This is a genomic window from Streptomyces lacaronensis (assembly GCF_047337785.1).
GTDB lineage: Bacteria > Actinomycetota > Actinomycetes > Streptomycetales > Streptomycetaceae > Streptomyces > Streptomyces lycopersici.
Window position 1 is genome coordinate 3,384,999 of the sequence record NZ_JBLHDK010000003.1, and the last position, 15,075, is coordinate 3,400,073.

Below are 15,075 nucleotides of genomic sequence, written 5' to 3' on the forward strand. Positions count from 1 at the left end.
GACCGCTGAGGGACCGCTGGGACCGCTGAAGGACCACTGAGGGACCGCCCTCCACCGTTCACCCGTCCCATCCGCTCGACCGGCCGGAGGCCGAACGATGGCTGTTCCGTGGTACCCGAGGTCATGGGCCGCTCTCGCCGCCGCCCTGATCCTCCTCCTGGTGACCGGATGCGGGGGCGACGATGTGCCCCCGCCCCCGGTGGAGAGCTCCTCGCCCGCGCCCGGGCCGCCGTCCAGCGCCCCCGCACCGCCGACCGGCAGCGCGGGACCCGACGGCGGAGGGAGCGTGGAGGAGGACATCCAGGCGGCGGTCTCCGTCACCAACACCTACTGGCAGACCCACTGGTCCCAGCTGTTCACCGGCGGCTACGGCCCGCCCCGGGTCACGGGGGCCTACGACGGCGACACCCCCGGCACTCCGGTGTGCGGCAACGCGCCCCTCCCGGACGACAACGCCGTGTACTGCCCGGACGGCGACTACATAGCGTGGGACATGGATCTGATGCGCTGGGGTCACGCGCGGGGCGACGCCTGGGTCTATCTGGTGATCGCCCATGAATGGGGCCACGCCGTCCAGAACCGGCTGGACGCGGGGCTGGTGGATCTGGCCCGGGAGCTCCAGGCCGACTGCCTGGCCGGGGCGGTCCTCTTCGGCGCCGCGCAGGACGGGACGCTCACCTTCGAGGACGGCGACACCGAGGAGCTGGCGGACGCCCTGACCGCGCTCGCCGACCGGACCCCGTGGACCGATGTCTCCGACCACGGCGACGCCTCCCAGCGGGTCTCCTACTTCAGCCGCGGCGCGCGATCCGGGGTGAAGTCCTGTCTGCCGAACGGCGTTCAGTGACCGGAGGCCGGTGGCGCCTGGCGTTCCCGGCTCGGGGGGTGTGGGCCCCTGCTGTGGTAGAGGGGCCCGCATCTCGTCAGCTGGGCGCGGCCTGGGGCTCGGCCCGCTCGGCAAGCGTTTCCGATCTGGCCGGATCGGCCTCGGACCGGGTCTCGGGCAGCAGCTCCCGGGCGGCCGTCTCACGCAGCTCGACCTTGCGGACCTTGCCGCTGACCGTCATCGGGAAGGCGTCCATGAGCCGCAGATAGCGGGGGACCTTGTAGTGGGCGAGGCGGCCCCGGCAGAAGCGGGCGAGCTCGTCGCGGGTGAGGGTTTTGGCGCCCTCGCGCAGGATGACGCAGGCCAGGATCTCCTCGCCGTACTTCTCGTCCGGTACGCCGACGACCTGCACATCCGCGACCTTGGGGTGGGTGTGCAGAAACTCCTCGATCTCCCGCGGATAGACGTTCTCCCCACCGCGGACGATCATGTCCTTGATCCGGCCCACGATCTGGACGTAGCCCTCGTCGTCCATCACCGCGAGATCGCCGGTGTGCATCCAGCGCGCCGAGTCGATCGCCTCGGCGGTCCGCTCGGGCTCCTGCCAGTAGCCGAGCATCACCGAGTAGCCACGGGTGCACAGCTCGCCACGGGTGCCGTGGGGCACGGTCGCCCCGGTCACCGGGTCGACGATCTTGACCTCGACATGCGGCAGCACCCGGCCGACCGTCGAGGTGCGGCGCATGAGGTCGTCATCGGGCCGGGTCTGGGTGGAGACCGGCGAGGTCTCGGTCATGCCGTAACAGATGGACACCTCCTCCATGTGCATCTCGTCGACCACCCGCCGCATCACCTCCACCGGGCAGGGCGATCCGGCCATGATCCCGGTGCGCAGCGAGCCGAGGTCGAAGGTGGCGAAGTCCGGCAGGGCCAGCTCGGCGATGAACATGGTGGGCACGCCGTACAGCGAGGTGCAGCGCTCCCGTTCGACGGCGGAGAGGGTGGCGGCGGCGTCGAAGGTGGGTGCGGGGATGACCACGCAGGCGCCGTGGGTGGTGGCCGCGAGGTTGCCCATCACCATGCCGAAGCAGTGGTAGAAGGGCACCGGAACACAGATCCGGTCCTGGGCGGTGTAGCGGACCGTCTCCCCCACGAAGTAGCCGTTGTTGAGGATGCTGTGGTGGGAGAGGGTGGCGCCCTTGGGGAAGCCGGTGGTGCCGGAGGTGTACTGGATGTTGACCGCGTCGTCGCAGCCGATCCGGGCCTCGCGCTCGGCCAGCCGCCCGGGGGCGACATCGGCTCCCGCGCGCACCAGCATGTCCCAGGTCCGGTCGCCGATGTAGATGACATCGCGCAGCGCGGAGCAGGCCGAGCGCACCTGCTCGACCATCCGGCGGTAGTCGCTGGTCTTGTGCTCGGTGGAGGCGACCAGGACCGAGATGCCCGCCTGCTGGAGTACATACCGCAGCTCGTGGACGCGGTATGCGGGGTTGATATTGACCATGATGGCGCCGATGCGGGCGGTCGCGTACTGCAACAGCACCCATTCCGGGCAGTTGACGGCCCAGATGCCGACCCGGTCGCCCTTGGCGACCCCCTTGGCCATCAGCCCGAGCGCGACCTCCTCCACCGACCGGCCGAACTCGGCGTAGGTCCAGCGGCGGCCGGAAGGGATGTCGACGAGCGCGTCGCGCTCACCGTACAGCTCGACGGCGCGGGCCAGATTGGCGCCGATGGTGTCGCCGAGCAGTGGGAGGTCACCGACTCCACTGGCGTAGGAGAGTCCGGCTGGGCTCGGTGGGTCGGACGTCAGGTCGGTCATGGCAGCTCCTTGGTGTCACGGTCACGGACGCCTTCACGTTCGTGAGGGTGGGTCATCATATGAGCGTCAGTCATCAGATTTCCTCATGAAACTCGATACCGCCGCCCTGTGCCGTGCGTTCACGCAGCTCGATCCGGCGAATCTTCCCGGAAACCGTCTTGGGGAGGTCGGCGAACTCCAGCCGGCGGATCCGCTTGTACGGCGCGAGCACCGCCCGCGAGTGCGCGAACAGCGCCTTTGCCGTGTCCGGGCCGGGCTCCCAGCCCTCCGCGAGCACGATGTACGCCTTCGGTACGGCGAGCCGCACCGGGTCGGGGGCCGGGACGACGGCGGCCTCGGCGACCGCCTCGTGCTCCAGCAGCGCGCTCTCCAGCTCGAACGGGGAGATCTTGTAGTCGGACGCCTTGAAGACGTCGTCGGCGCGGCCGATGTAGGTGATGTAGCCCTCGGCGTCGCGCGAGCCGATGTCCCCGGTGCGGTAGTAGCCGCCCGCGGTGGCCTCGGCGGTGCGGTCCTCGTCGCCCTCGTAGCCGGTCATCAGGCCGACCGGGCGGCCCTCGGAGCCGGTGAGGTCGAGGCAGATCTCACCCTCCTCACCGGGCCGGCCGGTGACCGGATCGAGCAGGACGACCCGGAAGCCGGGGGTGGGCCGTCCCATCGATCCCGGCTTGAGCGGCTGTCCGGGGGTGTTGGCCACCTGGACGGCGGTCTCGGTCTGGCCGAAGCCGTCCCGGATCGTGACCCCCCAGGCGCGCCGCACATGCTCGATGACCTCGGGGTTCAGCGGCTCACCCGCGGCGACGGCCTCCCGGGGCGGGGTGCGCAGCTGGGTGAGGTCGGCCTGGATGAGCATCCGCCAGACGGTGGGCGGGGCGCAGAAGGTGGTGATGCCACAGCGGTCCATCTCGGCCATCAGCCGGGCGGCGTCGAACCGGGTGTAGTTGTGAACGAAGACGGTGGCCTCGGCGTTCCAGGGGGCGAAGAGATTGGACCAGGCGTGCTTGGCCCATCCGGGAGAGGAGATGTTGAGGTGGACATCGCCCGGTTCGACCCCGATCCAGTACATCGTCGACAGATGTCCGATGGGGTACGAGATATGGGTGTGCTCGACCAGCTTGGGGCGGGCGGTGGTACCGGAGGTGAAGTACAGCATCAGGGGGTCGGTGGCGAGGGTGGGCCCGTCGGGGGTGAAGAGCTCGTCGTCCCCGATGCCGTCCGCCGTGATGGCGGCGGTCCCGGCGTCCTCGTAGGCGAGCCAGCCCCCGGGCGCGCCGCCGACCGCGATCCGGGTGTAGTCCCCGGCCACGTCCGCGAACTTGCCGGTGTCCCCGGCCCGCACGATCACATGCCGCGCCCGGCCGCGCTCGATGCGGTCGGCGAGGTCGAGCGGCCCGAGCAGCGGGGTGGCGGGGATGACGACGGCGCGCAGCTTCATCGCGGCCAGCGCGGTCTCCCACAGCTCGACCTGGTTGCCGAGCATGACCACGATGCGGTCACCGGCCCGCACGCCCCGCTCGCGCAGCCAGTTCGCGGCCCGGTCGGAGCGGCGGCGCAGCTCCTCGAAGGTCAGGCGGATCTCGCCGCCGTCCTCCTCCACGATGTGCAGGGCGGTACGGTCGCCACCGCGCCCGGCGATCCCGTCGAACCAGTCCAGGGCCCAGTTGAACCGCTCCGGGCGGGGCCAGCGGAACCCCTCGTACGCCGCCGCGTAGTCCTCCCGGTGGCCGAGCAGGAAGTCCCGTGCCGCGCGGAAGTCCTGGGCCGGATTCATTGGTGTCACTTGTCCTCCTGAAGGGCGTACCGCTCGCTAGCATCGTGCGACGGGTGATCTGAGTCTCACTACCCCCGGACGGGGGTGGCGCTGGATGCGGGAGGTGGCCGTGGCGGGATCGGACGGGGCGGGATCGGGCAGGGCCGCCGATATGCGGAGCGCGCTCCAGCGGATGCGCCGGCGCGGTGGACTGCCCGTCGCGTTCGGCGGGCTCTTCTCGGGCGCACGGCAGTTCCGGATCTCGGAACTCACCGGCACCACGACCAACTCCCTGCGGGGGCTGGCCATCACACCCGGCAACGGCCTGGGCGGCAAGGTCCTCACCATGTCCCGGCCGATCTCGGTGGCGGACTACCCCACCTCGCGGGCGATCAGCCATGAATACGACGCGGCGGTGGGCGCGGAGGGGCTGCGCTCGATGCTCGCGGTGCCGGTGGTGGTGCGCGGGCAGGTGCGCGGGGTGCTGTACGGCGCGCTGCGCCAGCCGCTGGTGCTCGGCGACCGGGCGCTGGGCTCGGCCGTGGAGGCGGCCCGCGAACTGGAACGGGCGCTGGAGCACGAACTGGCGCAGGAACTGGCCGCACGGGACGAGGCGCAGCGGCTGCTGGCCGAGGCACGGCAGCGGCGGCTGCGGGGACAGCCGCGGTGGGCGCCGCCGACGGAGGAGACCGATCCGGCGGTGTGGGAGGAGGTGCGCGAGGCCCATGGCGATCTGCGGGCCCTGGCGCACCGGGTGCCCGACCCCCAGCTGCGGGCGGAGATACTCACCGCCTGTGGCCGGCTGGCCAGGGCCTCGTCCGGGCGCGGCCGCGAGCGGGAGCGCCCGAGCGGGGTGGAGCTGTCGCCGCGCGAGGTGGACGTACTGGCGTGTGTGGCGTCGGGAGCGACGAATTCGGCGGCGGCGGAGCGGCTGGGGCTGCGGCCGGAGACGGTCAAGAGCTATCTGCGGTCCTCGATGCGGAAGTTGGGGGCCCGCACCCGTCTCCACGCGGTGGTGGAGGCCCGCCGGGCGGGGCTGCTGCCGTAGGGGGTGTCCGGCGGTACGCGTACGCCTGCGGCGGGCCGCGCGGCGGAGCCGCATATCGATGCTTCCCCTGCCCGCCCCTTCCCACAACCGGGGCTCCGCCCCGGACCCCGCTCCTCAAACGCCGGAGAGGCTGATTTTCAGCCCGTCAGGGGGCACCTCCCAGCGGTAGCTGGGGGAGCTTGAGGACACGCCCGAAGAGCGTCCGGGGCCCAGGGGGCGGAGCCCCATGGTTCGGGAAGGGGCGGGTAGGGGAAAGCGTCGATATGCGGCTCCGCCGCGTGGTCCGCCGGACAGGGCCGGGCGCCGAGCGGGCAGTCCGCCGCTCCTCCCAGGGCGCACGCCTGCCATATGGGGCGATATCCTGCACTGAGGTCAGTGCAAGGTGAGGACCCCTCTATGTCCGAGCGCCGTCGCGCCACGAAGCGCCACCTCTGGCGGCGCCCCGCCGGGGCGAACCGGGCCGACGCCACACCCCGCCCCGCCCCGGGCTCGCCGCGCGGCGAGCCGCCCGCCGCCGCGGCCGACGGGGGCCCGCCCGAGGTCGACGAGCGCAGCGTGGTGGACGCCGCCGTGTACCGGGACGGCCGCCGGGTCGGCACCCCCGCCTCCCTCGCCGCCACCTACCGGCGGCTGCGCGAGGAGACGGGCGCCATGGCGTGGATCGGGCTGTACCGGCCGAACGAGGCGGAGCTGCTCTCGCTCGCCGAGGAGTTCGATCTGCACAAGCTGGCCATCGAGGACGCGATGGAGGCCCATCAGCGCCCCAAGCTGGAGCGCTACGGCGAGACCCTCTTCGTGGTGCTGCGCGCCGCCCGCTATCTCGACGCGCCCGAGGAGGTGGACTTCGGCGAGTTGCACGTCTTCGTGGGCCCCGACTTCGTCATCACCGTCCGGCACGGCGCCGCCCCGGACCTGTCCGCGGTGCGCGCCCGGATGGAGTCCACCCCCGAGCTGCTGGCGCTGGGCCCCGAGGCCGTGCTGTACGCGATCCTCGACGCGGCCGTGGACGGCTACGCACCCGTCGTGGCGGGGGTGCAGAACGACATCGACGAGATCGAGACCGAGGTCTTCCGCGGCGACCCCGAAGTCTCGCGGCGCATCTATGAGCTCTCCCGCGAAATGGTGGAGTTCCAGCGCGCCACCCGGCCCCTGGTCGGGATGTTGCACGGGCTGATGGCGGGCTTCGACAAGTACGGCACCGATGAGGAGCTCCAGCGCTATCTGCGGGACGTGGCCGACCATGTCACCCACACCAGCGAGCGCGTGGACGGCTTCCGCTCCGCCCTCACCGACATCCTCGCGGTCAACGCCACCCTGGTGACCCAGCAGCAGAACGCCGAGATGCGGGCGCTGGCCGAGGCGGGCTTCGAGCAGAACGAGGAGGTCAAGAAGATCTCCGCCTGGGCGGCCATCCTGTTCGCCCCCACCCTGGTCGGCACCATCTACGGGATGAACTTCACCCATATGCCCGAGCTGCACTGGGTGCTGGGCTATCCGTTCGCGATCCTGCTGATGGCGGTGGTCTGCGTCAGCCTGTACCTCATCTTCAAGCGCCGCGACTGGCTCTGACGGCGTCACACCTCTCCGGTCGGCCCGGCGTTTCCGGGGAAACCCTTGATGAACCGCTGAATCAGCCGTTTTCCGTAGCCCCTCCTTGCCGTTTGTGCTTCGATGCCGTGCGGCACGGCACCGGCGGGCGAGCGACGGGAGTGGGCGTATGGACCGGCGAGGGTTCCTCAGGGGCGCGGCCGCACTGTCCACCGCGGGGCTGGTCAGCACCGTCGGCGGCACCGCGACGGCCATCGCCGCGCCGCCCCGGCCGACCGCCGCCCAGGACTGGCTGTCGGCCATCGCCGACGCCACTCCGGTCCAGCGGCTGACCCTGCCCGGAACCCATGACTCCGGCGCCCGCTTCGGCGGTCCGTGGACGGAGTGTCAGAACACCACCATCGCCGACCAGCTGACCAGTGGCATCCGCTTCCTGGACATCCGCTGCCGCGCCTTCGAGAACGCCTTCCCCATCCACCACGGCGCCTTCTACCAGAACCTCAACTTCGACGACGTGCTCGGCGCCTGCCGCTCCTTCCTCTCCGCGCATCCGTCGGAGACCGTGCTGATGCGGGTCAAGCAGGAGTACTCGGAGGAGAGCGCCGCTGAGTTCCGCCGGATCTTCGACCTCTACCTGGACGACAAGGGCTGGCGCTCGCTGTTCCGCCTGGACGGCACCCTCCCCACCCTGGGCCAGGCCCGGGGCAGGGTGGTGCTGCTCGCCGACTCGGACAACATGCCGGGGGTGCGGTACGGCGACGGTGCGCTCTTCGACATCCAGGACGACTACATGGCGGAGCCGATCGGCAAGTACCCCAAGATCGAGGCGCAGTTCCGCAAGGCGGCGGCCCAGCCCGGCAAGCTCTTCGTCAACTACGTCTCCACCGCCGCCCTGCTGCCGCCCCGCTCCAACGCGGACCGGCTGAACCCGCGGGTGAAATCGTTCCTGGAGGGCGCCGAGGCACAGGGCTGGACCGGGCTCGGGATCGTTCCGATGGACTTCCCGAACACCGCGTCCGGCCTGGTCGACGCCCTCGTCCGGCACAATCCGGCGGGCTGACCGCGGGGGCGTCAGCAGCCGTGGGCGTCAGCGGCCATGGGTCCGGCGGAAGACGCTGACCGCCGGATCCGCGTAGCGCACCAGCTCCAGCGCCTGCTCCGGGAACCACTCCCCCGCCTCGGGGTTGACGGTCCCGCGCACCGGGTCCAGGGGCCCGTCGGTGCCGCGCAGGCAGCGCCCGTCCGACTCGCCCGGCGTCTTCACCCACAGCGCGGCGTCCAGCAGCGCCTCGCCGGTACGGGTGGTGGGGCGCCGGCCCAGGCCCCGGCCCGGCGGGTTGCACCATGACTGGACGTCGTCGTGCCGGTGGGTCGCGGCCCTCGGGGTCCAGGGGCCCTGGCCGTTGCGGCTGGTGTCGGTGACGTAGTGCTTCATACGGGCCGGGTCGTCCGGTACGTGGTGGCGCAGCCAGCGGCGGGCGTGCCGCCGCGACCAGCTCTGCTCGGCGCAGTCCTCGGGATCCCCGCCCTCGTCGGCGTAGGCGAGGCAGGAGGAGACCAGCCGGCCGTACCAGGCGCTGTCCTGGTCGGTCTGGTAGTGGGAGACATTGAGGGCGAAGCCGGTGGCGCGGTCGATCCCGGCCTTGATCAGCCGGGGCACGATGCTGCTGACGGAGTGCCAGCCGGAGTGGCCCGCGTCCAGGTACACCGACGCGTTGCCGAGCGCGCCGAGGACGTCGACCGCGTAGTTGATCTCGGAGTAGCGGGCGGCGGTCTCCGGGTCCTCGACCACCGGGGTGTCCGGGTCACCGGTGTCGTTCACGTCCTCGGGGGTCACGGGGTCGGGCGTGGGCAGCGCGGGCAGCTCGGGCAGGGTGCTGGGCTGCTCGGCGGAGGGCTCGGGGTCGGGGCTCTGGGACGCGGCGGGCTCGGGGTCGGCGGCCTCCAGGGCCTCCGGGGGCATGGGCGCCGGGAGCTCGGAGGCGTCGGGGCGCGAGTCGGCGGACTGCGGGTCGGAGGACTTCGGGTCCATGGAGGCGTCGGGGTCGGGCAGCGGCGGCAGTTCGGGCAGGGTGCTGGGCTGCTCGGCGGTGGGCGATGCCTCGACGGTGGGCGACCCCTCGACGCCGGGCGATGCCTCGACGGCGGGCGACCCCTCGACGCCGGGCGATGCCTCGACGGCGGGCGACCCCTCGACGCCGGGCGATGCCTCGACGGCGGGCGACCCCTCGATGGTGGGCGACTCCTCGACGGCGGTCTGCTCGGGCTGCTGCGACTCGACGGCGGTCTCTTCGGCGTTCGAGGCGTCGGCGCAGTCGGAAGGCAGCAGCGCCAGCGCATCGGGTTCGAGGACGATCATCACCTTACGGTCGCCGATGCCCTCGGCGACGGCGTCGATCCACGCCTGGTACGCGGCGAGGCCGTCGGCTCCCCCGCTCGAGTAGCTGCCGCAGTCACGGCCCGGGACGTTGTAGAGGGCGAGGACCGGCAGCCTCCCCTGCCGGCCCGCGCTCCGCGTCGTCCGGCGGACCAGCCGTGTGACCTGCTCCGGGGCCTCGTCCCCGTACCAGACCGCGTGCGGCGTCCGCACCATGGCGAGGAGCCCGGCGGAGTCACGGAAGTCGCCCTGCCAGGCGAGCCGGGCCACCTGGCGGTAGGAGTCCCGGTCGGGGGGCGGGGCGTAGAGGCGGGCCACGGGCGGGGACTCGTCGTCGTCCTCCGACACGGCCGCGCTCACCACGGGGCTGATCAACAGGGGCAGGGTGGCCGCGGCCACGACGGCCGTCGACACGGTGAGGATCTTGCGTCTCTTACGCACGTGCGCACTCCAGGGGGGCGGCAGGACCAAGGTCGGTTTTCTGACTCTCACTCAGAAACCAGCGCCCGGCAAATGAACCTTCCGCCAGATGGCGGAGGGTTTTTCCCGCCCAGGAGTGGCCTTATGTCAGACGATCCTTCTGTGATCTGATGCGATTTCAGGTGCGCGGAAGGTCGGGCGACGGCGTTCGACGGCGTGTCAGGCGACCGAGCCGATCCGGTCCGAGGGCGCCCGGGTCTCGTGGTGGATCGGGGTCCTGGCACCCGTCAGCGGCGTTCCGCTGCCGCCCCGCCGGTTCGCGACGATCTCGCCCGCGATGGACAGCGCGGTCTCCTCGGGCGTACGGGCGCCGAGGTCGAGCCCGATCGGAGAGCGCAGCCGGGCCAGCTCCGGTTCGCCCACCCCGGTCTCGCGCAGCCGCCGCAGCCGGTCCCGGTGGGTGCGGGCGGAGCCCATCGCGCCGACGTACGCCACGGGCAGCCGCAGCGCCCGCTCCAGCAGCGGGACGTCGAACTTCGGGTCGTGGGTGAGCACGCACAGCACCGTACGGCCGTCCACCTCGGTCCGGTCCAGATAGCGGTGCGGCCAGTCGACCACCACCTCGTCCGCGTCCGGGAAGCGTAGCTCGGTCGCGAAGACCGGACGGGCGTCGCAGACCGTGACGTGGTAGTTCAGGAACTTCCCGATCCGCACCAGCGCGCTCGCGAAGTCCACCGCCCCGAAGACGATCATGCGCGGCGGCGGCACGCTGGACTCGGCGAGCACCGTGACGGGCCGCCCGCAGCGGCTCCCCTCGGCGCCGATCTCCACGGTCGCGGTGCGCCCGGCGTCCAGCAGGGCACGGGCCTCCGCGGCGGCCGTACGGTCCAGCTCGGGGTGGCCGCCCAGGGTGCCGTCCCAGCCGCCGTCCGGGCGGACGAGCAGGGCGCGGCCCAGCAGCTCGGGAGGGCCGTCCACGATCCGGGCCAGCGCGGTCGTCCGGCCCTCGGCGGCGGCGCACGCGGCCTCGGCGAACACCGGGCGCAGCTCGCGGTTGGCCGCGTGAACCGGGCTGACCAGGACATCGATGACACCGCCGCAGGTCAGGCCCACCGCGAAGGCGTCCTCGTCGGAGTAGCCGAAGGTCTCCCGCACGCTCTCGCCGGTGCGCAGCGCCTCCTGGCACAGCTCGTACACCGCGCCCTCGACACAGCCGCCGGACACACTGCCGACCGCCGTGCCCTCCGCGTCCACGGCGAGGGCGGCGCCGGGCTGGCGGGGTGCGCTGCCGCCCACGGAGACCACGGTGGCGACGGCGAAGTCCCGGCCCTCCGCGCACCAGCGGTGCAGCTCGGCGGCGATGTCCAGCATGGTGATCAGCTCCTCGGGCGGCCATGTGCAGGGCGCCTATATTCGCGTCAACTATTCGCGTCAACGCGCCGGGGCCGCGAAATCTGCCCTCAGCCGCCGGTCAGATGTTCCGGGCGGACGGGCACCCGCCTCAGGGGGAGGCCCGTGGCGGCGCGGATGGCGGCGACGACGGCCGGGGTGGAGGAGAGCGTGGGGGCCTCGCCGACTCCGCGCAGCCCGTACGGGGCGTGGTCGTCGGCCAGCTCCAGGATCTCCACCGGCATGGCCGGGGTGTCCAGGATGGTGGGGATCAGATAGTCCGTGAACGAGGGGTTGCGCACCCGCGCCCCGTCCCGCGAGACGACGATCTCCTCCATCACGGCGAGCCCGAGCCCCTGCGTCGAACCGCCGTGGATCTGCCCGACCACCGACAGCGGATTGATCGCCTTGCCCACGTCCTGCGCGGCCGCCAGCTCGACCACCTTGACCAGGCCCAGCTCGGTGTCGACCTCGACGACCGCGCGGTGGGCGCAGAAGGAGTACTGCACATGGCCGAAGCCCTGTCCGGTGCGGAGATCGAAGGGCTCGGTCGGCCGGTGCCGGAACTCCCGCTCCAGGTCGATCGCCTCGTCGCCGAGGACCCCGGCGAGGTCGCCGATCACCTCGCCGCCGTCGGCGACCACCTTGCCGTCCTCCAGCCGCAGCCGTTCGGGCTCCGCCCACCCGGGGTGGGAGGCGCCGAACCGCTCACGGCCGCGCCGCAGCACCTCCGCCCGGACCGCCTCGCAGGCGTGCTTGACGGCGCCGCCCGTCATATACGTCTGGCGGGAGGCGGAGGTGGAGCCCGCCGAGCCGACCCGGGTGTCGGCCGGGTGGAGGGTGACCCGGTCGACCCCCAGCTCGGTACGGGCGATCTGGGTGTGCACGGTGACCCCGCCCTGGCCGACCTCGGCCATCGCGGTGTGCACCAGGGCGACCGGCTCGCCACCGATCACTTCCAGCCGGATCCGGGCCGTGGAGTAGTCGTCGAAGCCCTCGGAGAAGCCGACGTTCTTGATGCCGACCGCATAGCCCACCCCGCGCACCACGGACTCGCCGTGGGTGGTGTTGGAGAGCCCGCCCGGCAGGGCCCGTACGTCCACCGGGCCGCCCGCCGCCTCCCAGGCGCGCTCGGGCGGCATCGGCAGCGCCTTGACGCGGCGCAGCAGCTCCCCGACCGGGGCCGGGGAGTCCACCAGCTGGCCGGTGGGCATGGTGGCGCCCTGCGACATGGCGTTGCGCTGCCGGAACTCCACCGGGTCCAGGCCGAGTTCGGCCGCCACCGCGTCCATCTGCGCCTCGTAGGCGAAGCACGCCTGGACGGCGCCGAAGCCGCGCATCGCACCGCAGGGCGGGTTGTTGGAGTAGAGCGCGATGGCCTCGACGTCCACGTTTTCGACGACGTAGGGGCCGATGGACAGGGAGGCGGCGTTGCCGACCACCGCCGGGGAGGAGGAGGCGTACGCGCCGCCGTCCAGGACGATACGGCACTGGACGTAGAGCAGCGTGCCGTCGCGGGTCGCGCCGTGTTCGTAGGTGAGCTTGGCGGGGTGGCGGTGGACATGCCCGAAGAAGGACTCATAGCGGTTGTAGACGATCTTCACGGGCCGTCCGGTGCGCAGCGCCAGCAGACAGGCGTGGGCCTGCATGGACAGGTCCTCGCGCGCGCCGAACGCCCCGCCGACGCCGGAGAGCGTCAGCCGCACCTTGTCGGCGGGCAGCCCGAGCACCGGGGCGAGCTGGTCGCGGTCGACGTGCAGCCACTGGGTGGCGATGTAGAGGTCCACCCCGCCGTCCTCGGCGGGCACCGCGAGCCCCGACTCCGGGCCGAGGAACGCCTGGTCCTGCATGCCCACCTCGTAAGTACGGCGGACCACCACATCGGCGCGGGACCGGGCGGCGGCGACATCACCGCGCCGGATGGGCTGGCGGTGCACGATGTTCGGATGCGGGACGTGGGACGCGTGGTGGTCCCGGCGGCCCGGGTGGAGCAGCGGGGCGTCCGGCGCGGTGGCGGTGGCCTCGTCCACGACCAGCGGAAGCTCCTCGTACTCCACCGCGATCCGGGCGGCGGCGCGGCGCGCGGTCTCGGGGTGGTCGGCGGCGACGATCGCGACGGGCTCGCCGTGGAAGCGGACCCGGTCCTTGGCGAGCACGGGCTGGTCACGGATCTCCAGGCCGTAGTGGGTCCCGGCGGGCAGATCGTCATGCGTTATGACGGCGTACACCCCGGGCAGGGCGAGCGCCCCGGCGGTGTCGATGGACCGGATCGCGGCGTGGGCGTGGGGGCTGCGGAGGGTGAAGCCCCACAGCATGTCCTCGTGCCACAGGTCCGAGGAGTACGCGAACTCGCCGGTCACCTTGAGGGTGCCGTCCGGGCGCGGGGTGGACTCGCCGACGGTCCCCCGGGGGGCGCCGGTGGCCTGGGTGAGGGTGGTGGGGGCGCTGGCGGCGCGGTCGGCTGCCATGGTCAGACCGCCTCCCCGGTGCGCGCGGCCGCGAGCCGGACCGCGTCGAGGATCTTCTCGTAGCCGGTGCAGCGGCAGAGGTTGCCGGAGAGCGCCTCGCGGATATCGGCGTCGGAGGGGTCGGGATTGCGCTCCAGCAGCTCATCGGCGGCCACCAGCAGCCCGGGGGTGCAGAAGCCGCACTGGACGGCGCCCGCGTCGATAAACGCCTGCTGGACCGGGGCCAGCGGGGCGACCTGCCCGGACCGCTGCCGGGCGTGGTCCGCGAGTCCCTCGACGGTGACCACCTCGCACCCCTCGGCCTGCCCCGCCGCCACCAGGCAGGCGCATACCGGCACCCCGTCAAGACGGACCGTGCAGGAGCCGCATTCGCCCTGTTCACAGGCGTTCTTCGAACCGGGAAGCCCCAGCCGCTCGCGCAGCACGTACAGCAGGGACTCGCCCTCCCAGACGTCATCGGCCTCGTACGGCCGCCCGTTGACCCTCATGTTCACGCGCACTGTGCGGTCCTCCCCTCTCCCTGGCGATATGCCTCCCAGGTCCAGCCGAGCGTGCGGCGCGCCATGACCCCCACCGCGTGGCGGCGGTAGGCGGCGGTGCCGCGTACGTCGTCGATCGGGCGGCAGGCCTCGGCGCACAGCTCGGCGAAGCGCCGGACGGCCGACGGGTCGAGGGGCGCGCCGCTGTCCCAGAAGCCGCCCTCGTCCAGCTCCGCGGCCAGGAACTCCTCGGCCTCCCGGGCCCGTACGGGCGTGGGCGCGGCCGATCCGATGCCGGTGCGCACGGTGCGGGTGCGCGGATGGAGCGCGACGGCGAAGGCGCAGACCGCGATCACCATGGCATTGCGCGTGCCGACCTTGGAGAACTGCTGCGGACCGTCCGCTCGCCGGATGTGCACCGCCCGGATCAGCTCATCGGGCTCCAGGGCGTGGCGCTTGACCCCGGTGAAGAACTCCTCCACCGGGATCCGCCGGGTGCCGCGCACCGACGCCACCTCCACCTCGGCCCCGGCCGCCAGCAGCGCGGGATGGGCGTCCCCCGCGGGCGAGGCCGCGCCGAGGTTGCCGCCGACGGTGCCGCGGTTGCGGATCTGCGGTGAGCCGACGGTGTGCGCGGCGAGCGCGAGGCCCGGCAGCTCGGTCCGTAGCTCCTCGATGATCCGGGTGTACGGGACGCCCGCGCCCAGCCGGACCGTACGGTCGGTGGCCTCCCATTCGGCCAGTTCGGCGACGCGGGTCAGATCGAGCAGATACTCGGGCCGCCGGTGATCGAAGTTGATCTCGACCATCACATCGGTGCCGCCCGCGATGGGCACGGCGGTGGGGTGCTCGGCCTTCGCGGCGAGCGCCTCCTCCCAGCCGGCGGGGCGCAGAAAGTCCATGGGTCTCTCTTCTCGAATCGGCTCGAATCGTCAGGGACGGCGGGGA

At 72.5% G+C, this 15,075-nt stretch carries 11 protein-coding genes; 4 read left to right on the forward strand and 7 right to left on the reverse strand.

Going from position 1 to position 15,075, the window contains the following annotated elements:
• Positions 1 to 97 precede the first annotated feature (97 nt).
• Positions 98 to 847 (forward strand): neutral zinc metallopeptidase, encoded by a 750-nt coding sequence (locus tag ACMTAK_RS14350; RefSeq protein ID WP_413806609.1) that lies wholly within the window; start codon positions 98 to 100, stop codon positions 845 to 847.
• A 76-nt stretch (positions 848 to 923) separates the two neighbouring features.
• On the opposite strand, the gene ACMTAK_RS14355 is transcribed toward ACMTAK_RS14350, so the two are convergent.
• Both ACMTAK_RS14355 and ACMTAK_RS14360 read right to left on the reverse strand, forming a co-directional pair.
• Complete coding sequence (locus ACMTAK_RS14355; protein ID WP_413806610.1) at positions 924 to 2,648, reverse strand: AMP-binding protein; 1,725 nt, start codon at positions 2,646 to 2,648, stop codon at positions 924 to 926.
• 73 nt (positions 2,649 to 2,721) lie between these two features.
• The gene (locus ACMTAK_RS14360) at positions 2,722 to 4,419 is read right to left on the reverse strand and encodes an AMP-binding protein (protein ID WP_413812881.1); all 1,698 of its coding nucleotides are present in this window, start codon (positions 4,417 to 4,419) and stop codon (positions 2,722 to 2,724) included.
• 94 nt (positions 4,420 to 4,513) lie between these two features.
• On the opposite strand from ACMTAK_RS14360, the gene ACMTAK_RS14365 reads away from it, so the two are divergent.
• The 3 genes from ACMTAK_RS14365 (at position 4,514) to ACMTAK_RS14375 (ending at position 8,054) form a co-directional block, all read left to right on the forward strand.
• Entirely contained in the window at positions 4,514 to 5,446 is a 933-nt protein-coding gene (locus ACMTAK_RS14365) for a helix-turn-helix transcriptional regulator (protein ID WP_413806611.1), read from the forward strand.
• 396 nt (positions 5,447 to 5,842) lie between these two features.
• Complete coding sequence (locus ACMTAK_RS14370) at positions 5,843 to 7,015, forward strand: magnesium and cobalt transport protein CorA (protein WP_413806612.1); 1,173 nt, start codon at positions 5,843 to 5,845, stop codon at positions 7,013 to 7,015.
• A gap of 148 nt (positions 7,016 to 7,163) precedes the next feature.
• Positions 7,164 to 8,054 (forward strand): phosphatidylinositol-specific phospholipase C, encoded by an 891-nt coding sequence (locus tag ACMTAK_RS14375; RefSeq protein WP_413806613.1) that lies wholly within the window; start codon positions 7,164 to 7,166, stop codon positions 8,052 to 8,054.
• A 27-nt stretch (positions 8,055 to 8,081) separates the two neighbouring features.
• On the opposite strand, the gene ACMTAK_RS14380 is transcribed toward ACMTAK_RS14375, so the two are convergent.
• The 5 genes from ACMTAK_RS14380 to ACMTAK_RS14400 form a co-directional block, all read right to left on the reverse strand.
• Positions 8,082 to 9,812 (reverse strand): glycoside hydrolase family 6 protein, encoded by a 1,731-nt coding sequence (locus ACMTAK_RS14380; protein WP_413806614.1) that lies wholly within the window; start codon positions 9,810 to 9,812, stop codon positions 8,082 to 8,084.
• 198 nt (positions 9,813 to 10,010) lie between these two features.
• Positions 10,011 to 11,162 carry an XdhC family protein gene (locus tag ACMTAK_RS14385; RefSeq protein ID WP_413806615.1) on the reverse strand — a complete coding sequence of 384 codons (1,152 nt, stop codon included), beginning with the start codon at positions 11,160 to 11,162 and terminating at the stop codon, positions 10,011 to 10,013.
• A gap of 89 nt (positions 11,163 to 11,251) precedes the next feature.
• On the reverse strand, positions 11,252 to 13,648 hold the full coding sequence (gene pucD, locus ACMTAK_RS14390; RefSeq protein WP_413806616.1) for a xanthine dehydrogenase subunit D: 2,397 nt from the start codon (positions 13,646 to 13,648) through the stop codon (positions 11,252 to 11,254).
• Positions 13,649 to 13,650: 2 nt separating this feature from the next.
• Entirely contained in the window at positions 13,651 to 14,148 is a 498-nt protein-coding gene (locus ACMTAK_RS14395; protein ID WP_037949339.1) for a (2Fe-2S)-binding protein, read from the reverse strand.
• Entirely contained in the window at positions 14,139 to 15,029 is an 891-nt protein-coding gene (locus ACMTAK_RS14400) for an FAD binding domain-containing protein (protein ID WP_413806617.1), read from the reverse strand. The genes ACMTAK_RS14395 and ACMTAK_RS14400 overlap by 10 nt, the downstream gene beginning before the upstream one ends.
• Positions 15,030 to 15,075: the final 46 nt, after the last annotated feature.